This is a genomic window from Novosphingobium sp. KCTC 2891, from assembly GCF_025938155.1.
GTDB lineage: Bacteria > Pseudomonadota > Alphaproteobacteria > Sphingomonadales > Sphingomonadaceae > Novosphingobium.
This window is the reverse complement of the sequence record NZ_JAPCZG010000005.1, coordinates 42,466-66,162: the sequence shown is the minus strand read 5'-3', so window position 1 is coordinate 66,162 and position 23,697 is coordinate 42,466. Positions and strand designations below refer to the sequence as shown.

Genomic DNA, 23,697 nt, shown 5'->3' with positions numbered 1-23,697 from the left:
TGGAGAAAGGGCGCGCTTACTTCTTGGTGTAGATGCGGTCGAAAACGCCGCCGTCATCGAAGAAGGTCTTCTGCGCCTTGCCCCAGCCGCCGAATTCCTTGTCGACGGTGACCATCGGAATGTCCGGGAACTGCGACTTGAACTGCTCGGCGACCTTGGGATCGCGCGGGCGGTAGAAGTTGTGCGCGATCGCCGTCTGCGCCTCGGGGGTGTAGAGATAGCGCAGGTAGGCGTCGGCGACTTCGGTGGTGCCGTGCTTCTTCGCATTTGCGCTGACGACAGCGACCGGGGGCTCTGCAAGGATCGAGATCGACGGAGCGACGATCTGGAACTTGCCCTTGCCGAGTTCCTTTTCGGCGAGGAAGGCCTCGTTCTCCCACGAGATCAGCACATCGCCGATGCCGCGTTCGACGAAGGTGGTGGTGGCACCGCGCGCGCCGCTGTCCAGCACCGGCACGTTGGCGAACAGCTTCCTGACATAGGCTTCGGCTGCCGCGTCCGAACCGCCCGCCTTCTTGCCATAGGCCCATGCAGCGAGGAAGTTCCAGCGCGCGCCGCCGCTGGTCTTGGGATTGGGCGTGATGACCTGGACGCCCGGCTTCACCAGATCGGCCCAGTCCTTGATGCCCTTGGGATTGCCCTGGCGGACAAGGAACACGATGGTCGAGGTATAGGGAGCGGAATTGTCGGGCAGAGCCTTCTGCCAGTCGGCGGGCAGCAGCTTGCCCTTCTGCGCGATGGCGTCGATGTCATAAGCGAGCGCGAGCGTGGCGACGTCGGCTTCGAGCCCGTCGATGATCGCGCGGCTCTGCTTGCCCGAACCGCCATGGCTCATGCGGAAAGTGACGTCCTTGCCGGTCTTCTGCTTCCAGTAGGCGGCGAAGGCGGGGTTGATCGCCTGATACAGCTCGCGAGTGGGATCGTAGGACACGTTGGTCAGTTCGATCGCATTCGGGTTGGCGGACTTGCCCGAGCATCCCGCCAAAACCGGCCCGAGAACAAGACCGAAAGCGAGGGTAGCCGAGGCGAAGGCGCGGCGATTCATGGTATGCACTCCCCTGTTGGTGCCGACGGGATATACTCAATCATATGAGTAGACATTATAGGAGTTCTGTACCCCGCTAAAGTGCAGCTTTCGAGCCGGGATGACGGGACAGGACCCATGCGCTGGCCCTGATCCCGCCATCCGCCCGATTGCCGCACCGAATCGGGAACCCTCGGCACGGTGTCATGAGGTTAACTCAACCTGATTTGTAGATAATGGCCGGGCGACGAAGCGAACGATAATCTCGATGAAATGAGTAGAGTTTTCACGCGACCATCACGCACATCATGAAAACGGGGCCGGAACGTCTCCGTTCCGGCCCCGCCGGCATTGGATTTCGAACGAATCAGAGCACGCAGTCGGTTGCCTTCGAGGCAGGCTGACCGGTCATGCATATCCAGAAGTCGGCCACGCCATCGCTGTTGCCCTCGCCGCAGAGCCGCTGCCGACCACGGCGGAAGAGGTGGCCGATGTCGAGAACGACCACCACGCGTGCGGCCGGACGGCGCGCGCCGATGATTGCCATTGCGGTTGTCCTCGCTGTGAACTGATGACCTTCAGGGGTTGCCAAGCGCCCCTGCACGCTGGCACTCAAGGGCGCTGCAATCTGATTGTAACATGACCACACCATGGCCCCGGTCAGGGATCACGAAAGGCAAGGACAGTTTCGATGCGGACGAATGGCAGCGCGGGTGCATCGGCGGCCCCCGGCGCGGATAGTTCGACATCGACGGAACGCTACTTCAATCGCGAATTGAGCTGGCTTGAATTCAACCGTCGCGTGCTCGCCGAAGCGCAGAACGAGACCTATCCGCTACTGGAGCGGCTGCGGTTCCTTTCGATCTCGGGCAGCAACCTTGACGAATTCATGATGGTGCGCGTGGCCGGGCTGGCCGGGCAACTGCGCAGCCAGATCGTGGAAACGTCGATCGACGGGCTGACCGCCGGACAGCAGCTCCAGACGATCTATCGCGCGATCGAGGACCTCGTCCGCGAACAGCACGCGATCCTGTCCGATCTTGCCGGCAAGCTTGACGAGGTGGGCATCCGCCTGATCGGCGATCGCAAGCTGGAACGGCACGAAGCCGAGTGGCTGGGCGAATATTTCGAGCGGCACGTGCTGCCCGCGCTGACCCCGCAGGCGATCGACCCGGCGCATCCGTTCCCGTTCATCGCCAACCAAGGCACGGGCGTGCTGTTCTCGCTCGTCCGCATCGCCGATGGCGCCGAAGTGCGCGAGATGATCCTGATCCCGCCCGCCCTGCCCCGCTTCGTGCGGCTGCCGGGCGAAGGCACCGCGTGCTGGATCGGTATCGAGGACCTTGTCCGGCGCAAGGGATCGCGCCTGTTTCCCGGCTTCCGCATCCATGGCCACGGCACCTTCCGCGTGCTGCGCGACAGCGACATGGAAATCGAGGAAGACGCCGAGGATCTTGTCCGCCACTTCCGCACCGCGATCCAACGCCGCCGCCGCGGCAAGGTGATCCTGCTGCAATTGCAGGAAAACTTCGATCCTGCCGCGGAAGACATGCTGCGCGAGAAACTGCGGCTCGACCATGCGCTGGTGCTGAAATCGCCGGGGCTGCTCTCCATGACCGGGCTTGCCGCCGTGGTCGAGGAGGAGCGGCCCGAACTGAAGTTCGAGCCTTATTCCCCGCGTTATCCCGAACGCGTGCGCGAACAGGACGGGGATTGCTTCGCCGCGATCCGCGACAAGGACATCATCATCCACCACCCCTACGAGAGTTTCGAGGTGGTGATCGACTTCCTGCGCCAGGCCGCGTCCGACCCGGACGTGGTGGCGATCAAGCAGACGCTGTACCGTGCGGGCAAGCAATCAGCCGTGATCGCCGCGCTGATCGCGGCGGCCGAGGCCGGCAAGTCGGTGACGGCGGTGGTCGAGCTGAAGGCCCGGTTCGACGAGGAACAGAACCTGATGTGGGCCAGCCAGCTGGAACGCGCCGGCGTCCAGGTGATCTACGGCTTCGTCGACTGGAAGACCCATGCCAAGGTCTCCATGGTGGTGCGCCGCGAGGGCGACGGTTACCGGACCTATTGCCACTTCGGCACGGGCAATTACCACCCGATCACCGCGCGCATCTATACCGACCTGTCGTTCTTCACCGCCGACCCGCGCTTTGGCCGCGATGCGGGGCAGCTGTTCAATTTCATCACCGGCTACATCGAGCCCAAGCGCACCGAGATGCTCTCGCTCTCGCCGCTGGGGCTGCGCCGGACGCTCTATGAATGCATCGAGCGCGAGATCGCCTTTGCCAAGGCCGGCAAGCCCGCCTCGATCTGGGCCAAGCTCAACTCGTTGACCGACAGCCAGCTGATCAACCGGCTCTATGCCGCGAGCGAGGCGGGCGTGAACATCACGCTGGTGATCCGCGGCATCTGCTGCCTGCGTCCCGGCGTGCCGGGCCTGTCCGAACGGATCAGCGTGAAGTCCATCATCGGCCGGTTCCTTGAACACAGCCGTGTCTGGGCCTTTGGCAACGGCGCGGAAATGCCCAACCGGCGCGCGCGGGTCTACATTTCCTCGGCCGACGGGATGAGCCGCAATCTCGATCGACGGGTCGAAGTGCTTGTCCCCATCCGGAACCGGACGGTGCACGATCAGGTTCTCGATCAGGTGATGCTGGCCAATCTGCTCGATACGGAGCAAAGCTGGCGGCTCGAACCCGATGGGACGTATCATCGCATGGACCCTGGCCCCAAGCCGTTCAACCTGCACCGCTATTTCATGACCAACCCGTCGCTCTCGGGTCGCGGTGCCGCGCTGACCAAGGGGCGCAAGGTGCCCAAGCTCGCACTGCGCCGCGGCGGCGCCACGACCAAGCCCGACTGAGGGCGGTCAGAAAGCATCATGCCCAGCAACCGCAAGAAACCCACCGTCGTCCCGCCGCGGGCGATTATCGACATCGGCTCCAACACCGTTCGCCTCGTCATCTACGGCGGGCCACTGCGTGCGCCTGAAGTGCTGCACAACGAGAAAGTCACCGCCAAGCTGGGCAAGGGCGTGGCTGAAAACGGCCTGCTGTCCGGCAAGGCGAGCGCGATGGCGCTGGCCTCGCTGGCGCGCTACCGCGCGTTGCTGCGGCTGAAAGGCGTGGATCAGGTTGACGTGGTGGCAACTGCGGCAGCGCGCGATGCCACAAACGGCGCCGCGTTCCTTGATGCAGTGCGCGAGATCGGCTTTGCGCCGCGCCTGCTGTCGGGCGAACAGGAAGCAGTGACCAGCGCGCATGGTGTCATCGCGGCGTTCCCCGGCGCGCGCGGCGTGGTCGGCGATCTTGGCGGCGGCAGTCTGGAACTGGTCGACATTGACGGCGAAAGCTGCACGCACGGCGTCTCGATGCCGCTGGGCACGCTGCGCCTCCCCGCTCTGCGCGCCGGAGGCGATGCGGCCTTCGCCCAGCGCGTGGGCAAGGCGCTGGACAAGGCGCAGTGGAGCGCCGAACCGGGGTGCACGCTTTACCTTGTGGGCGGCTCGCTGCGGGCCTTCGCGCGCCACGCCATGATCGAGACGCAGTGGCCGATCGACGATCCGCATGGTTTCGCGATCGACGCAGTCACCGCCGAACGGCTGGCGAAGGCGCTGGCCCGGATGAAAGGCGATATGCTGACGCCGGTGCAGGGCATTTCCGGATCGCGGCTGACGGGGTTGCCCGATGCCGCCGCGCTGATCGCAACACTGATCAAGAACCTGCAGCCCTCGCAGCTGGTCTTTTCCGCATGGGGCCTGCGCGAAGGGGTGCTGTGGGATTCCATGCCCGCGTTCGTGCGGACGCAGGACCCGCTTGTGGCCGGTGTCTCCAACTTCGTGCGTGACGAAGGCGTTTCGCCCGGCACCGCGACGATGGTTGCGGGCTGGACCGCCAGCGCCACGCGGGGCGATGTCTCCGAACGGCGCGAGCGGTTAAGGCTCGCGGCGACGATGCTGTGCCTCGCCTCGGCCACGGTCGAACCGAATCTGCGCCCGGATCTTTCCCGCAACTGGGCGCTTCGCAAGCGCTGGATCGGGGCGAGCGCACGCGCACGCGCGATGCTGGCCGCGGCGATGGTGGGCAACAACGGCAAGACCGACCTGCCCCCCGAACTCGCGCGCATCGCGGACGAGGGCCACTTGCGCGAGGCGCTGGCATGGGGCCTCGCCACCCGGCTGTGCCGCCGGCTGAGCGGATGCAGCGCACAGGGCCTGACGGGCAGCGCGCTGCGGATCGAAGGCAACGCCGCCGTGCTGGAGGTGGCGCCGGATCTGGCGGTGCTGGTCAACGACGGGGTGGAGCGCGATCTCAAGGCGCTGGCCCAGCACATGGGCCTCAAGGCCGTGGTGCGCTGAACTAGCTTCCCGCAGCCTCGCGTGCAGCTTCCGCTTCGGCGGCGGCCAGCACGCGCAGGACATTGCCCGACCAAACCTTCGCCACGTCCGCCTCGCTGTATCCGGCCGCGAGCAATGCCGCCGTGATGCGCGGCAGCGCGGTCACGTCTTCCATGCCGACGACCCCGCCGCCGCCGTCCCAGTCCGCGCCGATGCCGACATGGTCGGTGCCCGCCACCTTGAGCGCATGGAGCAGGTTGGCCATGAAATCGTCGAACGTGGCGCGGTCGGTCTGCGGAAAGCGACGGTCGATCTCGTGCCGCTCGGCCAGCATCCGCGCGTAGGCATCGGGGGTGAGCGCGGCGTCTTCGGGAAAATGTTCCTCCAGCGCCTTCATCGCCGCTTCACGTTGCGGATTCGGCGCGCCCTTTTTCAGGTAGACCGAGTTGATCTGGATGACTCCGCCTTGCGCTGCCAGTGCGCGCAGCTGGTCGTCGCTGACGTTGCGGGGGTGGTCGTAGACCGCCTTGCAGCCCGAGTGTGACAGGATCACCGGCGCTTTGGACAGGCGCAGCGCATCGGCCAGCGCGGCATCCGAACTGTGGGACAGATCGGGCACCACGCCCAGGCGGTTCATCTCGGCCAGAAGCTGCACGCCCAGTGGGCTGAGGCCATCCCACTTGGCCTTGTCGGTCGAACTGTCGGCGAACTGGTTGGTGCGGAAATGCGCGAAGCCGGCGATGCGCACGCCGAGCGCGTGGAACGACTGGAGCAGCGTGGGATCGTCGCCCAGCGGCCAGGCGTTCTCGATCGAAAGGTAGACCACCCGCTTGCCCTGCGCGGCAATGCGCGCGGCATCTTCCGCCTTGTCGGCTAGCGCGAAATCGCGGGGGTTGGCAGCGACCATCGCGTGGATCGCCACCGCCCGCTTCAGGGCAAAGTCGCGGGCCTTGCGCGTGGACGCGGCATCGAGCGGGCCTTGCGGAGTGTAGATCGCCCAGAAGCCGCCATCGAGGCCGCCCTTCTTCATGCGCGGCAGATCGACCTGCGTGTAATCGCCCGCGTGCGGATCGGCGATCGACCAGCCCGGAAACGCCAGTGATGCCGGCGTATCCAGATGGGTATCGAGCGTGAGAAGCCGCTCATGCGCAGGGGATGGGGCCGCCGGGCGTGCGACAACGGCAGGAATGGCGAGCAAGGCCGGGGCGAGCAGCAGCAAGGTGCGGAGACGACGGGACATGGCGCCAAGTCCACCCGACCATGCGGAGCCTGTCAAATGACTTGTTCGCCTTTGTCAGCCACGATTTCAGGATTGCGCCCGCCGCGCCCGCTCCATACCGAAGCGCCGACCCAACGAAGGAAGCATTGCACCGATGGAATACCGCAAGCTTGGCCGTACCGACATTTCCGTGAGCGCTATCTGCCTTGGCACGATGACCTGGGGTTCGCAGAACACCGAGGCGGAGGCGCACGAACAGATCGACTATGCGCTCGACCAAGGGGTGAACTTCCTCGACACCGCCGAGATGTATCCGGTGACGCCCAACACGCGCGAGACGCGCGGGCGGACCGAGGAATACATCGGCACCTGGATCGCCAGGAACGGCAAGCGCGACCAGATCGTGCTGGCCAGCAAGGTCTCCGGCCCGTCGCGTTACGAACCGCTGCGTGGCGGCAACAACCACCTGGACCGTCGCAACATCGAGATCGCCATCGACGACAGCCTTGCCAAGCTGAAGACCGACTACCTCGATCTCTATCAGCTTCACTGGCCCGACCGCACCGTGCCGATGTTCGGCGGACGCGGCCTGAACCGGCTGAACGACGCCGACGATACCACCCCGATCGAGGAAACGCTCGACGTGCTGGCCGATCTGGTCAAGGCGGGCAAGATCCGCGCGTTCGGGGTCTCGAACGAAACGCCGTGGGGCGTCGCCGAATTCCTGCGCCTCTCGCGCGAGAAGGCGCAGCCGCGCGTCGCCAGCATCCAGAACGCGTACCACCTGCTCAACCGCCAGTTCGAAGTGGGCCTGTCCGAATTCGCGCTGCGTGAAGACGTGGGGCTGCTGGCCTATTCGCCGCTGGCCTCGGGCTACCTGACGGGCAAGTACCTGGGCGGGATCATTCCCAAGGGCTCGCGCATGGATGTGGCGAGCCAGTTCACCCGCTACGAAACGCCCCACCGCGACGAGGCGGTCGCGCGCTATGTCGGGATCGCGCACGCATTCGGGCTGGATCCTGCGGCAATGGCGATTGCGTTCGTCACCGCGCAGCCGTTCGTGACATCGAACATCATCGGGGCGACGTCGATGGCGCAGCTCAAGGTGGCGCTGGGCACCGCCGATCTCGTGCTGGAGAAGGACGTGCGCGACGCCATCGAGCAGGCCTATCGCACCTGGCCGGATCCGTGCCCGTAAGCAGCCTTGTGCGTTAACGCATTGACAGCAGTCCGGAGTCTATCGTGTCCGGGGCGCATTTTTGCGCGCCGGAGGTGCAATGTCCCTGCTTTCCGTACCCGACCGCTTCACCGTTCAGCGCCGCTCCGAGCGGCGGCGCATCAACGTGCGTGTGCAATATCGGCGCAAGGTGGTCCGTATGGGCGCCAATGTGCTGGACCTGTCGGTCGAGGGGTTGCGCCTTTCCGGAGCCGAACGGTTGCCGGTGGGCGAAACCGTGTGGGTGACGCTGCCCGGCATCGAACCGCGCCGCGCGACCGTGATATGGTGCCAGGACTTCACCGCCGGCTGCGCGTTCACCGATCCGCTCCATCCCGCGGTGTTTGACGCGATTGTGGCCCGCGCGCAGCGCTGAGCGGCTTTCCATGCGCGGGCGCACCGGGTAGGGGCAAGCAATGCTTCGCCTGACGGATCTCAAGCTCCCCCTCGACCACGCCCCCGAGGATCTCGACCGCGCCATTTGCGAACGGCTGGAGATCGAGCCGGGCGACCTTGTCCGCTATGCCGTGGCCAAGCGCGGCAACGATGCCCGCAAGAAGACCGCTATCAAGCTGGTCTATGCGATTGACGTGACCCTGCGCGACGAGGCGGCGGTGCTCGCCCGACATGCTGGCGACCAGCATCTGCGCCCTTCTCCCGACACCGCCTACAGGTTCCCGGTGATGGCGCCGGAAGGCTGGCAGGGGCAGCGCCCGGTTGTGATCGGCGCGGGTCCGTGCGGTCTGCTTGCCGCGCTGATCCTGGCGCAGATGGGCCTGAAGCCGATCATTATCGAACGCGGCAAGGCCGTGCGCGAACGGACCAAGGACACGTGGGGGCTTTGGCGCCGCTCGGTGCTGAACCCGGAATCCAACGTGCAGTTCGGCGAAGGCGGCGCGGGCACCTTTTCCGACGGCAAGCTCTACAGCCGGATCAAGGATCCGCGCCATCTTGGGCGCAAGGTGCTGGTCGAATTCGTCAAGGCCGGCGCGCCCGACGACATCCTGACCGAAGCGCACCCCCACATCGGCACGTTCAGGCTGGTGACCATGGTCATGTCGATCCGCGAGACGATCGAGCAACTGGGCGGCGAATACCGCTTCCAGACGCGGGTTGAGGATTTCGAGATCGAGGAGACGGGCGGCACCCGCAAGCTCAAGGGCCTGCACCTGTCCACCGGCGAGTTCCTGCCTGCCAGCCATGTGGTGATGGCGGTGGGTCATTCGGCGCGCGATACCTTCCACGTCCTCCACGACCGGGGCGTGCATATCGAGGCGAAGCCCTTTGCCATCGGCGTGCGCATCGAGCATCCGCAAAGCTGGATCGACACGGCGCGCTATGGCCCCTTCGCCGGCAACAAGATCCTCGGGCCGGCTGCCTATTCCATCTCGCACCAGGCGAAGTCCACCGGACGGACGGTCTACAGCTTCTGCATGTGCCCGGGCGGCCGCGTTGTCGCCGCCACCAGCGAAGAAGGCCGCGTCGTGACCAACGGCATGAGCCAGTATTCCCGCGCCGAATTCAACGCCAACTCCGGCCTTGTCGTCGATATCGACCCGGCCCGCGACTATCCGGGCGGGCCGCTGGCGGGAATCGCATTCCAGCGCAAGTGGGAAAGCCTGGCCTTCACCGCAGGCGGATCGAACTACAAGGCACCCGGCCAGAAGCTGGGCGACCTGCTGGCGGGACAGGCATCGAGCGGCGATTTCGGCTCGGTCGTGCCCTCGTACCAGCCCGGCGTGCACCTGACCGACCTTTCACAGTGTCTGCCCGACTACGTGATGCAGTCCTTCCGCGAGGCGCTGCCGGTGTTCGGGCGTCAGGTGCCGGGCTACGATCACCCCGACGTGATCCTGACCGGCGTCGAGACGCGCACGTCCTCCCCCGTGCGGATCACCCGGGGGGCTGACCTGCAGAGCCTCAACACCGCGGGGCTTTACCCGGCCGGCGAAGGCGCGGGATACGCGGGGGGCATCCTGTCCGCAGCGGTCGACGGCATCCGGGTGGCCGAAGCGCTGGCGCTCGATCTGGTCGGCTGACGCAGCCCGAGGATCAGCCGCCTTGCGCTGACAGCGCCGCGCGCGAGCCGGCTTCGATCTTGGCGTTCGACAGCAGCTTGATCGTGGAACTGGCCTTGGCGAGCACTTTGCCCGCGGCGTCCAGCAGGCGACCTTCGGCAAAACAGGTCGATTTGCCGCCCTGCTCGATCCAGCCTTCCGCACGGACGAGGCCCGGCCGGGCGGGCGCGAAGAAACTGATCTTCAGTTCGAGCGAGATTGGCGCAACGTCGTGGTTGCCTTGGTCTCGATGCAGCCCGATGATCGCGTGCGCCATCGCAGCATCGATCCAGCCGCTGACGAAGCCGCCCTGCACCACGCCTCCCGAATGGCACATGTGCATCCCGGCAAGAAATTCGAGCGCCGCCCGGCCCCCTTCCATCGCCACGATCCGTTGCAGACCAAGTGTTTGCAGCATCTCCACAGGTGCGGTGTCCGCGCGCGCCATGAATTCCCCTTCCCGATCCATTCTTGTTTCGGGATAGGCTAAGCAGGAAGTTGCGGCGCCCTGTCAAGCGCCGGACTATCACCCGATAAGCAGGAAATCGGCGGCGGTCAGCGCCGGAGCATCGGTCAGCGTGGCGATCTGCACGGCCCGGGTCCCGCCCGCACCGTCCTGGTCATAGTAGAGCGCGCCGGAAGTGCTGTCATAGATCAGGTGCTGCGCAGCCTTGTCCGCCGGATGAACGCCGTCACCGGCCACAAACGCGCTGGCGCTGACCGATCCGCGCCCGTCGAAGGCGGTGAACACCGAACGATCCAGCACGACATGATCGCCCTGGGCCGAGGAAAAATCCGCGACGACATCGAGGTTGCCGCCTGCCGGATCGGTCGAAAACACGAAGTGGTCCGCGCCCAGTCCGCCCACAAGGCGGTCCGCGCCGCCTTTGCCGTCGAGCACGTCATCGCCCCGCCCGCCGGAGAGCGTGTTCTTGGCCTCGTTGCCGACAAGCGCGTTGGCCAGCTTGTTGCCCGTACCGTTGATCGCACGGCTGCCGGTCAGTTCCAGATTCTCCACATTGCTGCCGAGCGCGTAGCTGATCGACGTCTTGACCAGGTCGGTGCCGCGGTCGCGCGATTCAAGCACACGGTCCCGCGCGCTGTCGACCACGTACGTATCGTTGCCCTTGCCGCCCAGCATCAGGTCCGCGCCGGTGCCACCGTCCAGCAGGTCGTTGCCGATACCGCCGTAGAGAAGATCGGCGCCGCCCCCGCCCAGCAGCGTATCGTCACCGCCGCCCCCATGGAGATTGTCCGCGCCGCCAGCGCCGGTGATGGTGTTCGCCAGCGCATTGCCGCTGCCGAAATGGGCGGTTGAACCGGTGAAGGTCAGGTTCTCGACATTCTTGCCGAGCTTGTAGACGGCCCGCCCGGTCAGCACCGTGTCGACCCCGTCGTTCGCGGCTTCGATGACCTTGTCGCCCGGAGCATCGACCACATACGTGTCGTCACCCGCGCCGCCGCGCATGATGTCGTCACCGGCGCCACCGTCAAGCAGATCATCGCCGCCATTGCCCGTCAGGCTGTCTTTCCCGGCCAGACCCAGCAGTTGCTCGTCGGCATTCGTGCCGACCAGAACATCCGTGCCGGCGGTCCCCCGAATGGTGCGCAGCGCGGTTTCGGCAAGGATCTTGATCATCTCGGTTCATCGCAAAAGAGGCTGGCATCGCCTTGGACGGAGCGTGTTTCAAAGTGACGACAGTTACCGAGCGCCCCTCGCGCCCACGGTTGGCGCGCATCAAGGGCGGGAACCACTCCGCAGCATTTGCGTATTTCCGGCTTGATACACGCGTGAGGCCGATGATCCCCAACCTTCCACTACCGCCCCAGCGGCCTGTTCCGGATGAACGGGCCGCCCAGCATGGGTGACTTTCGCACTCTGCTGCGCACCTCCACGCGCGAATGGCACGATCGGGTGGACCGGGCATTCTCCCGCTATCCACTGCAACAGGCAGCAACCTACCGTGCGTTTCTGGCCGCTCATGCCCGCGCGCTGATCCCGCTGGAACAGTGGATCGTGGCGGAGCATCTCCTTCCCGGATGGACGGGACGCAGCGCTGCCGTGGCTGACGATCTGGCCGCGCTGGCAGCACCGCCGCCGCCAGCCCCCCGCCTCGACTGGACACCCACGGCGCCGGCACGGTGGGGTGCGCTTTACGTGATCGAAGGATCGCGCCTTGGTGCGTCGGTGCTGGTGCGCGATGTGCCGCAGGATCTGCCCACCGGCTATCTCGGCGCGCGTCAGGCGCCGGGCCTCTGGCGATCCCTGCTTGACCAGATCGAGAGCCATGCCGCAGCCGGCGGCGCGGCATGGCGGGACCAGGCCCTCGCCGGCGCGAACCGCGCCTTCGCCCTATTCGCCGAGGCCGCGCGGGAGACGCACCCTGCCCACCATTAACAAGCAGTCCGGTCAGGTGGACCTGAGCAACTGTGACCGCGAACCGATCCATGCGCTGGGCACGATCCAGCCCTTCGGCTTTCTCGTCAGCGTCGACGCCGAGTGGCGAATCCGCCGCGTGTCGGACAACTTCGCGCGTTTTACCGGAACCGATGCGGAAGCCGCGATCGGCGCGGAACTGGCCGCGTTGTTTGCGGCTGAAGCGATGGTGGCGCTGCGGGACCGGCTTACGGTCCTGCGCGGAACGGACGCAGTCGAACGGCTGTTCGGCCTGCCGCTGATCGAAGGGCGCGCGCCATTCGACGTGGCCGTCCATCTTTCGGGTGACGACTTCGTGATCGAAGCTGAGCCGGCGACCGAAAGCGCCGCCGAAGCGGGCAACCTGATCCGCTCCTTCACCGGGCGCCTGCGCCAGACGGAAACGATGCCCGGATTCCTGCGCGAAGCCGCGCGGCAGGTGAAGGCCATGACCGGATTCGACCGCGTGATGGTCTACCGGTTCGACGATGCGGGATCGGGGGAAGTCGTCGCCGAAGCGCTCAGCCCCGGCGTCGACAGTTTCTATGGCCTGCACTATCCCGCCTCGGACATCCCGGTCCAGGCGCGCAAGCTCTACTTGCGCAACGTGTTCCGCGTCATTGCCGATGTGAGTGCGGCGCCAGTGGCGATCCGGCCGTCGCTCGATGAAAAAGGCGTGGCACTCGACCAGTCGCTGTGCGTCCTGCGCGCGGTGTCGCCCATCCACATCGAATATCTGCGCAACATGGGGGTGGATGCCTCGCTGTCGATCTCGATCGTGGTCGAAGGCGAGTTGTGGGGGCTGTTCGCCTGCCATCATTATGCGCCGCGCCTGCCCAGCCTGGCGATGCGGACTACCGCCGAACTGTTCGGCCAGCTGTTTTCGTTCATGCTCGAAAGCCGGCTGCGCAGCGAGACATCGGATTACGAACTGCGCGCGCGACGCGCCAGCGACCGGATCATGGCGACGATCGCGCACAATTCGCGGTTGCTGCACGATCCGGCATGGCTGGGGGACGTGATCTTCGAGCTGATCCCGGCAGACGGCGTGGCCGTGTTTCTCGATGGTCAGATTACGCTCAGCGGCCTCACCCCCAGCGTCGAGCAATGCGCGGCCATTCACGATTTCCTGAACGAAGCGCCCCCGGCCGAAGTCTTTGCCATCGATTCGATTCAGTCGGTGGTGCCGCAGGCCGCCGCGCACGCCGATGTTGCGGCGGGGATGCTGGCCATCCCCCTGTCGCGCACGCCCAACAACCATGTCGTGCTGTTCCGCGCCCAACAGCTTCGCTCGGTGCGATGGGCCGGCAATCCGGAAAAGTCTGTCGAATTCGGCCCCAACGGCTCCCGCCTCACCCCGCGCAAAAGCTTTGAGGCGTGGACACGGCTGGTCGATGGCACCAGCCTGCCCTTCACACGCGCCGAACGGCAGGTGGCGGAAACGCTGCGCAACGGCATGCTGGAAGTGCTGCTGCGCCTTGCCGAGGATGCCGCGCAGGAACGCGGGCAGGCGCACGAGCGGCAAGAACTGCTGATCGGGGAACTGAACCACCGCGTCCGCAACATCCTCTCGCTGATCCGCGGGCTGATTTCGCAAACCGAGCGATCGAGCACCACGATCGAGGATTTCGTCACCAATCTCGATGGGCGAGTGCAGGCGCTTGCACGCGCGCACGATCAGGTCACGCACGATCACTGGGGCCCCGCCAGCCTCACCGAGTTGCTCGAAGTGGAGGCCAGCGCATACCTCGATCACCGCCGCTCGGCGCTGGTGATGAAGGGGCCGGAAGTGCTGCTCCAGCCCGTCGCCTTCACCGCGCTGGCGCTGGTGCTGCACGAACTGATGACCAATGCCGCCAAGTATGGCGCGCTTTCCACCGATGGAACGGTGCTGATCTCGTGGCGGCTCGACGCGGACGGTGATCTGGTGCTCGACTGGATGGAAAGCGGCGGTCCGCCCGTGGTTCCGCCAAGCCGGCGGGGCTTCGGCTCGGTCGTCATCGAAACCTCGATCCCGCACGATCTCGGCGGCGAAGCGGACGTGAGCTACCGCCTCCACGGCTTCGTCGGCCATTTCCGCATCCCGGCGCGGCACGTCATCGGCACTGGCGGCACGCCCGGCGCCGAACGCGCGCGGCCCACGCCGCCGCCTGAAATCAGGGCGCCCCTGACAGGCCTGCGCGTCCTGCTGGTCGAAGACAACATGATCATCGCGCTCGATGCCGAGGCCCACCTGCTTGATCTGGGGGCGAGCGACGTCGCCGTGGCCGCCACGGTGGGAGAAGCGCTTGCGCTCCTCGATGCCGATCGGCCGGACTTCGCCGCGCTCGACTACAACCTGGCTGACGGCACAAGCGTGCCTGTCGCGCGCCGGCTGCGCGAGCTTGGCGTGCCCTTCGCGTTCATGACCGGGCTGGGCGACTCGCTGTCCGTGCCGGGGCTGGAAGACGTGCCGCTGGTGCAGAAGCCCTACAGCGCCGGCCAGATCGCCGCCGCCGCCGCCCGCGCCCTGGCCTCAGTCGCCGACTGAGGCTCGGTCGCACAAGCGCATAGACTGGGGATCAGGCCGGACGCGCGCGCCGGACGAAGACGAGCGATGTGGCGCCCAGCATCGCGCCGATGGCAAGGTGCGTCATCACCGCGTCCCATTGCGCGAAACGCACCCATCCGGCGGAGGTGCGCAGCGAAGCTGCCGCAAGCGAACCCGCCACCGCGGCAGGGACGAAATTGAGAGTTGTGGTCACCGAACGCTCTCCCGGCGCATGGCGCGCGCCTTGTCTTTCGCCATACGCGCGGAACGAAACCCCGTTCCGATCAGAGCACGAAGTCGCCCGCGGCAAGGCTGGTCACCCCCGCCACCCGGAGCGCGAAATCGGCCAGACCATCGCCGTTTGTATCGCCGAACACATAGGCATTCGTGCCGGAGACCTGGTAGCGCAATTGGCCCGCAACGTGCCCGAAGGCTGCCGTGCCGATAAAGGCAAAGGCGTTGTCGGCTGCCGTCGCCACTTTGGCGTCGACGGCGGAAAGGTCGATGCGGTCGCCTTCCGAGCGTTGGAAATCCGCAATCGCATCCGCGCCCGATGCTGTCGCACCGGCGAACTCGCTATCGTCAAAGACGAAACGGTCCGCGCCCGTGCCGCCCGTGACCGCGTCTGCGCCGACGCCGCCCCGGAGCACGTCATTGCCGGCACCGCCCGACAGCTTGTCGTTGCCGGTGCCGCCGATCAGCGTGTCGTTCCCGCCCATGCCCGAAATCACGTCGTTGCCGCGCCCGCCATCGATCCGGTTGGCCCCGCTGCTGCCGGTCAACTGGTCGGCAAATCCGCTGCCCGTCACGTTTTCCACCGACACGAGATGGTCGATGCCGATCCTTGCCGCGTCGCCTGCCGCCAGCCCGGTGCCGCTCTGCCGGGCAAGGTTCACCACGATCGCTGCTGCGGCCTTGGAATAGTTGGCGGTATCGGCGCCGGTGCCGCCGTCGATCTCGTCGTTGCCCCCATCCGCGCCGGTCAGGAAAGTGTCGTTGCCAGCGCCGCCCGCCTCGATATCGGCGCCCGCGCCTCCGGACAGCGTATCCGCGCCGCCATAGCCTCCGATGACGTCGTCACCGCCGTTGCCTGACAGCACGTTGGCCGCCGCGTTGCCCTCGATCCCGTCGGCGCCCTGCCCGCCCGTCACGTTCTCGATCTGGCAACCGTAGGCAATGCCCAGGTTGAGATCGAGCGCCACGTCGTCGAACGTCATCGACGAGTATTCGCCCTCCCCCAGGTTGATCAGGCACGTGCCGGAAAAGGCGCTGATGTCGATGGTGTCCTTGCCGCCGGCATCCCAGATCGTCTCGAAGAACGGATCGTCGGGCTTGAACACATAGGTGTCGTTGCCCGTGTGATACGTCATGTTCGCGCCGTAGATCGTCTGGATCGCCGCAATGTCGACCACCATCGGCGAGCGGAGCAGATAGTCGTACTGCCCGGTCGCGGCATTGGGATGATAGACGCCGTCCGGATCTGTGTAGGTCCAAAGCGCACAACCGGCGACTCGTCAGTATACAAGCCCACGGTATCTGTCCCCCGACTGACCGATGTCGAGGCGGCTATAGCATCGGATGCTATTCGCTCCTGTATAAAACATCACACCGTAACGTTCGCCATGTCCTCTTCGCCTGCCGCCAGCCCGGCGGCGCGCGCGCTCGCCCAGGCCCACTGGAAGTTGTAGCCGCCCAGCCAGCCGGTCACGTCGACAGCCTCGCCGATGGCATAGAGGCCGGGGACCTTCTTCGCTTCCATGGTCTTGGAGGAAAGCTCGGCGGTGCTGATCCCTCCGGCCGTGACTTCGGCTTTCGCGTAGCCCTCGCTTCCGGTCGGCGTGAAGCGCCAGTCGCGCAGCCGTGCCTCGGCGCTCCGCAAGACCTTGTCGGCCCCGCCGCCCAGTTCCGCCGGCAGCGCGAGCTGGTCCGCCAGCACCTGCGCCAGACGCTCGGGCAGCGTTTCCGCCAACACCCGCCGAACTCCAACGCGGGGGCGCTCGCGCTTGGCCGCCAGCAACCAATCGCTTGCCGCGTCGGGCAGGAAGTCGATGCCGATGGCCTCGCCGTGCTTCCAATAGGACGAGACTTGCAGGATCGCCGGGCCCGACAGGCCCTTGTGCGTGAACAGCGCGGCCTCTCGGAACGCCGCCTTGCCGGCGCGCGCCACCACCTCGGCGGAGACGCCGGAGAGTGACTTGAACAGCGCCTCCTCGCCGGACAGCGTCAACGGCACCAGCGCAGGCCGCGGCTGCACCACTTTCAACCCGAACTTGCGCGCAAGGTCATAGGCGAAGCCGGTCGCGCCCATCTTGGGGATTGCCGGCCCGCCGGTGGCGATCACCAGCGCGGGCGCAGTCAGGTCGCGCCCTCCGGTCTGGACGCGGAACAGCCCATCGGCGTGGGTTACGTCCTCGATCACTGCATGGCAGCGCACCTCGGCGGCGCCCACCGCGCATTCCTCCAGCAGCATCTCCACGATCTCGCGCGCGGAACGGTCGCAGAACAGCTGGCCCAGCGTCTTCTCGTGCCAGGCTATGCCGTACTTTTCCACCAGCGCGAGGAAATCCGCCGGCGTGTAGCGCGCCAGCGCCGAACGCGCGAAATGCGCGTTTTCGGACAGGTATCGATCGGGCGCGGTGTGGATGTTGGTGAAATTGCACCGGCCGCCACCGGAAATCAGGATCTTCTTTCCCGGCGCTTCGGCATGATCGAGCACCACCACGCGCTTGCCCCGTTGGCCGGCAGTCGCGGCACAGAACAGGCCTGCGGCGCCGGCGCCGAGCACGATCACGTCATGGGTTGATGCCATGGCGCGGCCCTAGGGCAGGCAGCGAAAAAGGGAAGCGCATTGTGCGCTGGAAAGGCTGTGCAAGGTGGGGCAGCGCCCCCTCGCTTCAGGCCTCGTCACTCTCCGGGATCAGCGTCGCACGCTTTTCCTGCACGGGCGTCCACCGCAGCAGGGGCGACTGTTCGCCGCGTGCTTCGGCCAGCTCCTGCTGCCAGGAATGCGGGTTGATGCTTTCCTCGATCTCGTATTCCACGGCGGTCGCTCTCCTCATTGCGCAAAATGCACGAGGAAAGCGACCGTTCCGTTTCAGATCAGGTATTTACCGCACAAATGCGCTCAGATGTGCAGGGCGCGGCCATAAGCGGCGAGGACGCTTTCGTGCATGGCTTCGCTGATCGTCGGGTGCGGGAACACGGTGTGCATCAGCTCGGCCTCGGTGGTCTCCAGCGTCTTGCCGACGACGAAGCCCTGCACCATCTCGGTCACTTCCGCGCCGATCATGTGTGCGCCCAGCAGTTCGCCGGTCTTCTCGTCGAACACCGTCTTCACGAAGCCCTCGGACTCGCCCAGCGCGATTGCCTTGCCGTTGCCGATGAACGGGAACATGCCCACCTTCACCCCGTAGCCCGCTTCCTTTGCCTTGGCCTCGGTCAGGCCGACGCTGGCGATCTGCGGGTGGCAATAAGTGCAGCCGGGGATGTTGGCGCGGTCCATCGGGTGCGGGTGGACGTCCTTGTTGCCCAGTTCCGCCGCGATGGATTCGGCCGCGATCACGCCCTCATGGCTCGCCTTGTGCGCCAGCCACGGCCCCGGCGTCACGTCGCCGATGGCCCACACGCCCTTGACGTTGGTGCGGCCATAGCCGTCGATGGCGATGATCCCGCGCTCGGCCTTCACGCCCAGCGTCTCGAGCCCGATGGCCTCGGTGTTGGGCACGATGCCCACCGCGACGATCACGTGGCTGTAGTCGCCTTCGGTAACGGCGCCGTCCTTGCCCTTGATCCTGGCCTTCACCCCATTCGCGCCCACGTCGATGCTCTCGACGCCCGCGCCGGTCAGGATGGTCATGCCCTGCTTCTTCAGCGCCTTTTCGAGGAAGACCGACACGTCGGCGTCCTCCACCGGCACCACGCGGTCCATCATCTCGACCACGGTCACGTCGGCGCCCATGTCGTTGTAGAAGCTGGCGAACTCGATACCGATCGCGCCCGAGCCGATCACCAGCAGCCTGGTCGGCATTTCCTTCGGCGTCATCGCGTGGCGATAGGTCCACACGCGCTCGCCGTCCGCCTTGGCGAAGGGAAGGTCGCGGGCACGCGCGCCAGTGGCGACGATGATGTGCTTGCCCGAAAGCGTCTCGGTGCCCTTGTCGCTGGTCACTTCCAGCGTGGTCGCGCTCTTGAGCACGCCCGTGCCCATGTGGACCACGATCTTGTTCTTCTTCATCAGGTGCGTGACGCCCTGGTTCAGCTGCTTGGCCACCCCGCGCGAACGCTTCACCACCGCCGCGATATCGGCGGTGATGTTCTCCGCCGCCAGGCCATAGGCCGCCGCGTGCTTCATCTGGTGATAGACTTCGGCCGAGCGCAGCAGCGCCTTGGTCGGAATGCAGCCCCAGTTGAGGCAGATCCCGCCCAGGTTCTCACGCTCCACGATTGCCGTCTTCAGGCCCAGCTGCGCAGCGCGGATCGCCGCGACATAGCCGCCGGGGCCCGATCCGAGGACAATGACGTCGTATTGGTCTGCCACGCGAATGCTCCTTCAGGTCCCTCTGTCGGGATCATGATCTAGCGGCCCGCGCGCGCGGCGCCGCTCGTCAAAGTGTCAGTCCTGCTTCAGGCCAGAAGGCCCAGCGGGTTCTCGATCAGCGTCTTGAGCGCCTGCATCAGCTCGGCCCCGTCCGCACCGTCGATAGCGCGGTGGTCGAAGCTGCCGGTCACGCTCATCACCGTGGCCACGGCCAGCGCGCCGTCGATCACATAAGGGCGCTGCTCGCCTGCGCCCACCGCCAGGATCATGCCCTGCGGCGGATTGATCACCGCGTCGAACTGCTTGATGCCGAACATGCCCAGGTTCGACAGGCTTGCCGTGCCGCCCTGATATTCGTGCGGCTGCAGCTTGCCCTTGCGCGCCTTGTTCGCGAGCGTCTTCATCTCGGTGGCAATGGCGGAGACCGACTTGTTGCCGGCATCGACGATGATCGGCGTGATCAGGCCCGACGGCGCGGCGACGGCGACCGAGATGTCTGCCCGGCTGTAGCTGCGCAGTTCATCGCCGGCGAAGCTGACGTTACACTTGGGCACGATCAGCAGCGCCTTCGCCAGTGCCTTGATGATCAGGTCGTTGACCGACAGCTTCACGCCCTGCACTTCCAGCGCCTTGTTCAGTTCGCCGCGCAGCTTGAGCAGCGCATCGAGCCGGATATCGACGGTGAGGTAGATGTGCGGGATCGTCTGCTTCGCCTCGGTCAGGCGGCGCGCAATGGTCTTGCGCACGTTGTTGAGCTTTGCCGCTTCGTAAGGGATCCCGAAGTCCGGCACGGCCACGGGCGCAGCGGCGGCAACAGGTGCCGCTGCGGGTGCGGGCGCAGCCGACGCTGCAACCGGCCGGGCGTCGGCAACGTCGGCCTTCACGATCCGCCCGTTGGGGCCGGTGCCTTTCACGCCGGCAAGGTCGATGCCCTTGTCAGCCGCAATCCGCTTGGCGAGCGGGCTGGCGATTACGCGGTCCGCATGCGAGGCCGGTGCCGCCGCAGGAGCCGCCGGAGCAGGAGCAGCGGCCGCAGCAACGGGTTCCACCTTGGCCACCGGGGCGGGCGCCGGTGCCGGAGCCGGGGCAGCCTCCACCTTGGGGGCAGGCGCCGGTGCCTCGGCATCCTCGTCCTCGCCGGCCAGTGTCGCGATCACGGTGCCGACCTTGACCCCTTCGGTGCCTTCGGCAACGTCGATGGACAGGATCGTCCCTTCGTCCACCGCCTCGAATTCCATCGTCGCCTTGTCGGTCTCGATTTCGGCCATGATGTCGCCGGAAGAGACCTTGTCGCCGACCTTCACCAGCCACTTGGCGAGCGTGCCCTCCTCCATCGTCGGGGAAAGCGCGGGCATCTTGATGGTGACGGGCATGGCGGGATTTTCCGTTCTGGTGTCTGTCAGGATCGCTTAAGTGCCGTTCAGGTTCTTTTTGCTGTTCGGCGGGCGCGCGTTCATTTCGCCACCCTCAGGCGCGGGGTCAACCCCATTGCCGCTTGCTCCGCATACGAATTAGACCGATGGTGAACGCGAAGCCAGGGGAGCGGCCATGGGGCAGCAGCGCGTCTATCTTGTCATCATGGACGAAACGCCGGAGGCTCTGCGCGCGCTGCGATTTGCCGCGCGCAGAGCCGTGCGCACCGATGGCGCGGTCCATATCCTGGCCCTGGTTCCGCAGCAGGAATTCGTTGCCTTCGGCGGCGTGCAGGCCACCATCGAGGAGGAAGCGCGCGACCGCGCCGAAGTGCTCGCCACAACCGCCGCCGGCGGGCTGGCGGTCGAATCGGGACTGACCCCGACGATCACCGTCAAGCAGGGCGACGGCCCGCAAGTGGTGCGCGAATTCCTGGCCGAACACCCGGAAGTGTCCGCGCTTGTCCTTGGCGCCGCCGCGGAAGGCGCACCCGGGGCGCTCGTCACCCACTTTGCGGCGCACGCAGGGCAACTCCCCTGCGTGCTGATGATCGTCCCCGGCGCCATCGACGAGGAAGGGATCGACGCCGTCAGCTAAGGCGAGGATCGCTCAGCGCTTCTTTCCCTGGTGCCGGATATTGCCCGGACGCCCGCGCTGTCCGGCGATGAACTTGCCCTTCGGCTTGGGCTTGCTATCCGCCCGCCCGCCGCGCCGCTCGATCCGGCGCACGCCTTCGGCCACGTCGACCGGCTCGAACTTGAGCGCACCGGTCAGCGGGTTGGCTTCGGCCAAGCGCAGCTTGAGCATCATGCCCATGGCAAATTCCACGCCGCTCTGCTCGCCGATCAGGCGGTGGGCCTTTTCGTCATAGCCGAACCGCTCGGCCCCCAGCGTCGAGATCGGAACCAGCCCGTCACCGCCAAGGCCGACGATGGTGGCGAACAGGCCGAACTTCTGCACCCCGGTGACGCGCGTATCGAACACTTCGCCCACCCGCGCCGAGAGCCATGCGGCGACATAGCGGTCGATCGTTTCGCGCTCGGCCTCCATCGCGCGGCGCTCGGCGACGCTGATCGCCTCGCTTACCCGGCCAAGATCCGACCGGTCGCGGTCCGACAGGCCCGTGGCCGGCGGCACCTCGCCGCCCTTGGGTCGGGGCTGTTCCAGATCATAGGCATCGACCAGCGCGCGGTGCACCAGCAAGTCCGAATAGCGGCGGATCGGCGAGGTGAAATGCGCGTAGCTGCCCAGCGAAAGCCCGAAGTGGCCGGCGTTCTGCGGCCCGTAGTAGGCCTGCGTCTGGCTGCGCAGCACGGCTTCCATGATCAGCGCCTTTTCCGCCTCGTCCGACACGTCCTTGAGCAGGCGGTTGAACAGCGACGGGGTGATCACCTGCCCCAGCGCCAGCTTGCGGTCGAACGTGGCGAGATAGTCCTTCAGCGCGATCAGCTTCTCGCGGCTCGGCGGTTCGTGGATGCGATAGACCACCGGGGCCACCTTGGCCTCCAGCGCCTTCGCCGCCGCGACATTCGCTGCGATCATGAAATCCTCGACCACGCGGTGCGCATCGAGACGCTCGCGCACCGCGACTTCCGCGATCTTGCCCGCTGCATCCAGCACCACGCGCCGCTCGGGCAGCTCCAGCTCCAGCGGATCGCGCGCATGGCGCGCCTTTTCCAGCAGGCGCCATGCCTCCCACAGATGCGCCAGGTGCGGCGCCGCCTCGCCCGCGTCGATGCGGCGCTGCGCTTCTTCATAGGCGATCACTTCGGCGATCCGCACCATGGCGCGGGTGAAGCGCCAGCCCGTGACCCGGCCGTGGGCGTCGATGGTGAGATGGCAGGCCATCGCCGCGCGGTCCGCACCGGACTTGAGCGAACAGACGTCGGCACTGAGAACTTCCGGCAGCATCGGCACGACGCGGTCGGGGAAATAGACCGAGTTGCCGCGCTTGCGCGCCTCGCGGTCGAGCGTTCCGCCCGGCCGGACATAGAAGCTCACGTCCGCGATGGCGACCACCGCATTGAAGCCGCCTTGCCCGTCCGGCTGCGCCCAGATGGCGTCGTCATGGTCGCGTGCGTCAATCGGGTCGATCGCGACGATGGGCAGATGGCGCAAGTCCTCGCGCATGTCCTCGGACAACGGCAGCGCGGCTGCGGCCCTTGCTTCTTCCAGCGCCTTTTCCGGGAAAACGAAGGGAATGCCGTGCTTGTGGATCGCAATCAGGCTGAACGCGCGGGGCGCCAGCGGATCGCCCAGCACTTCCGTGACCTTCATGCCGGCGCGGGGCGAGCGGCCCGCCGGCTCGGCCAGCACAAGCTGGCCTTCCGCTGCGCCGCCCAGATCGGACACCGGCACCGAATTGCGCACGCGCTTGTCCACGGGCGCGAGCCAGCCCTTGCCCGCGCCGTCGATCTCGATGACGCCGAGCAGTTGCTCCTCGCGCACGGCGATCTTCTTCATCGGATACGCGAGCCAGCCCTTGCCGGCTTCCTCGGTGCGCGCCAGTATGCGGTCGCCCGCCTTCAGCGCCGCCTCGCGGCTGCGCGCGCGGCCCTTGGGCTCCACGATGCGCAGGCGCGGCGGCGGGGTGGCGTCATCCGGCTGCCAGGTATCGGGAATGGCGAGCGCCTCACCCTCGTCGATCTCGACCACGCGCAGCACTGTCACGCGCGGCACGCCGCCCATGCGATGAAAGGCGGTCCGGTTGCCGTCGATCAGGCCTTCCTCGGCCATGTCCTTGAGCAGGGACTTGAGCGCGATCTTCTCGGTGCCCTTCAGCCCGAAGGCCTTGGCGATCTCGCGCTTGCCTGCGGCCTCGTCGCTGCTGGCGATGAAATCGAGCACCTGCTGGCGCGTCGGCAATCCCTGCGGGAGTTTGGTTTTGACCATCCTTGCCATGTGGCGGTTCCCCGGCCCCATAGCAACCGCCCAGCGCGC

At 66.4% G+C, this 23,697-nt stretch carries 20 protein-coding genes; 8 read left to right on the top strand and 12 right to left on the bottom strand.

Annotated features, from left to right (window positions below):
* Window positions 1–16: 16 nt before the first annotated feature.
* The gene (locus tag OLX02_RS11285) at window positions 17–1,045 is read right to left on the bottom strand and encodes a sulfate ABC transporter substrate-binding protein (protein ID WP_264422875.1); all 1,029 of its coding nucleotides are present in this window, start codon (window positions 1,043–1,045) and stop codon (window positions 17–19) included.
* A 346-nt stretch (window positions 1,046–1,391) separates the two neighbouring features.
* Window positions 1,392–1,571 (bottom strand): hypothetical protein, encoded by a 180-nt coding sequence (locus OLX02_RS11280; RefSeq protein WP_264422873.1) that lies wholly within the window; start codon window positions 1,569–1,571, stop codon window positions 1,392–1,394.
* 144 nt (window positions 1,572–1,715) lie between these two features.
* On the opposite strand from OLX02_RS11280, the gene OLX02_RS11275 reads away from it, so the two are divergent.
* Window positions 1,716–3,896 (top strand): RNA degradosome polyphosphate kinase, encoded by a 2,181-nt coding sequence (locus OLX02_RS11275; RefSeq protein ID WP_264422871.1) that lies wholly within the window; start codon window positions 1,716–1,718, stop codon window positions 3,894–3,896.
* 18 nt (window positions 3,897–3,914) lie between these two features.
* Window positions 3,915–5,390, top strand: coding sequence for an exopolyphosphatase (locus OLX02_RS11270; protein ID WP_264422869.1), 1,476 nt, complete (start codon window positions 3,915–3,917; stop codon window positions 5,388–5,390).
* A 1-nt stretch (window position 5,391) separates the two neighbouring features.
* On the opposite strand, the gene OLX02_RS11265 is transcribed toward OLX02_RS11270, so the two are convergent.
* Complete coding sequence (locus OLX02_RS11265; protein WP_264422868.1) at window positions 5,392–6,609, bottom strand: dipeptidase; 1,218 nt, start codon at window positions 6,607–6,609, stop codon at window positions 5,392–5,394.
* Between the two features lie 133 nt (window positions 6,610–6,742).
* Here OLX02_RS11265 and OLX02_RS11260 point away from each other — a divergent pair, with 133 nt between their 5' ends.
* From OLX02_RS11260 to OLX02_RS11250, 3 genes are all read left to right on the top strand, one after another.
* Window positions 6,743–7,786, top strand: coding sequence for an aldo/keto reductase (locus OLX02_RS11260; protein ID WP_264422866.1), 1,044 nt, complete (start codon window positions 6,743–6,745; stop codon window positions 7,784–7,786).
* 79 nt (window positions 7,787–7,865) lie between these two features.
* Window positions 7,866–8,180 carry a PilZ domain-containing protein gene (locus tag OLX02_RS11255; protein ID WP_264422864.1) on the top strand — a complete coding sequence of 105 codons (315 nt, stop codon included), beginning with the start codon at window positions 7,866–7,868 and terminating at the stop codon, window positions 8,178–8,180.
* A 40-nt stretch (window positions 8,181–8,220) separates the two neighbouring features.
* Window positions 8,221–9,843, top strand: a complete 1,623-nt coding sequence (locus OLX02_RS11250) for an NAD(P)/FAD-dependent oxidoreductase (protein ID WP_264422862.1) — start codon at window positions 8,221–8,223, stop codon at window positions 9,841–9,843.
* Between the two features lie 13 nt (window positions 9,844–9,856).
* Here the strand turns inward: OLX02_RS11250 and OLX02_RS11245 are convergent, their stop codons facing one another.
* Together OLX02_RS11245 and OLX02_RS11240 are read right to left on the bottom strand one after the other, a co-directional pair.
* Window positions 9,857–10,309: a PaaI family thioesterase gene (locus OLX02_RS11245; RefSeq protein WP_264422860.1), complete on the bottom strand. Its 453-nt coding sequence runs from the start codon at window positions 10,307–10,309 to the stop codon at window positions 9,857–9,859.
* 78 nt (window positions 10,310–10,387) lie between these two features.
* Window positions 10,388–11,500, bottom strand: a complete 1,113-nt coding sequence (locus OLX02_RS11240) for a calcium-binding protein (protein ID WP_319641242.1) — start codon at window positions 11,498–11,500, stop codon at window positions 10,388–10,390.
* Window positions 11,501–11,722: 222 nt separating this feature from the next.
* Between OLX02_RS11240 and OLX02_RS11230 the strand changes: the two genes are divergently transcribed.
* Window positions 11,723–12,259, top strand: a complete 537-nt coding sequence (locus OLX02_RS11230; RefSeq protein ID WP_264422858.1) for a biliverdin-producing heme oxygenase — start codon at window positions 11,723–11,725, stop codon at window positions 12,257–12,259.
* The gene (locus OLX02_RS11225) at window positions 12,150–14,807 is read left to right on the top strand and encodes an HWE histidine kinase domain-containing protein (RefSeq protein ID WP_413630194.1); all 2,658 of its coding nucleotides are present in this window, start codon (window positions 12,150–12,152) and stop codon (window positions 14,805–14,807) included. The genes OLX02_RS11230 and OLX02_RS11225 overlap by 110 nt, the downstream gene beginning before the upstream one ends.
* 31 nt (window positions 14,808–14,838) lie before the next feature.
* Here OLX02_RS11225 and OLX02_RS11220 read toward each other — a convergent pair whose 3' ends face one another.
* From OLX02_RS11220 to OLX02_RS11195, 6 genes are all read right to left on the bottom strand, one after another.
* Window positions 14,839–15,021: a hypothetical protein gene (locus OLX02_RS11220; RefSeq protein ID WP_264422854.1), complete on the bottom strand. Its 183-nt coding sequence runs from the start codon at window positions 15,019–15,021 to the stop codon at window positions 14,839–14,841.
* Window positions 15,022–15,091: 70 nt separating this feature from the next.
* A complete protein-coding gene (locus OLX02_RS11215) occupies window positions 15,092–16,222 on the bottom strand; it encodes a calcium-binding protein (protein WP_264422852.1) in 1,131 nt (376 codons plus the stop codon).
* 188 nt (window positions 16,223–16,410) lie between these two features.
* Window positions 16,411–17,616: an NAD(P)/FAD-dependent oxidoreductase gene (locus OLX02_RS11210; RefSeq protein WP_264422850.1), complete on the bottom strand. Its 1,206-nt coding sequence runs from the start codon at window positions 17,614–17,616 to the stop codon at window positions 16,411–16,413.
* A gap of 85 nt (window positions 17,617–17,701) precedes the next feature.
* Window positions 17,702–17,848 (bottom strand): hypothetical protein, encoded by a 147-nt coding sequence (locus tag OLX02_RS11205; protein WP_264422848.1) that lies wholly within the window; start codon window positions 17,846–17,848, stop codon window positions 17,702–17,704.
* 83 nt (window positions 17,849–17,931) lie between these two features.
* Window positions 17,932–19,344 (bottom strand): dihydrolipoyl dehydrogenase, encoded by a 1,413-nt coding sequence (gene lpdA, locus OLX02_RS11200; RefSeq protein ID WP_264422846.1) that lies wholly within the window; start codon window positions 19,342–19,344, stop codon window positions 17,932–17,934.
* Window positions 19,345–19,430: 86 nt separating this feature from the next.
* The gene (locus OLX02_RS11195; protein WP_264422844.1) at window positions 19,431–20,717 is read right to left on the bottom strand and encodes a pyruvate dehydrogenase complex dihydrolipoamide acetyltransferase; all 1,287 of its coding nucleotides are present in this window, start codon (window positions 20,715–20,717) and stop codon (window positions 19,431–19,433) included.
* Window positions 20,718–20,892: 175 nt separating this feature from the next.
* Between OLX02_RS11195 and OLX02_RS11190 the strand changes: the two genes are divergently transcribed.
* A complete protein-coding gene (locus tag OLX02_RS11190; RefSeq protein WP_264422843.1) occupies window positions 20,893–21,354 on the top strand; it encodes a universal stress protein in 462 nt (153 codons plus the stop codon).
* Window positions 21,355–21,366: 12 nt separating this feature from the next.
* Here OLX02_RS11190 and OLX02_RS11185 read toward each other — a convergent pair whose 3' ends face one another.
* Window positions 21,367–23,649 (bottom strand): ribonuclease R family protein, encoded by a 2,283-nt coding sequence (locus tag OLX02_RS11185; protein ID WP_413630231.1) that lies wholly within the window; start codon window positions 23,647–23,649, stop codon window positions 21,367–21,369.
* Between the last annotated feature and the right edge of the window lie 48 nt (window positions 23,650–23,697).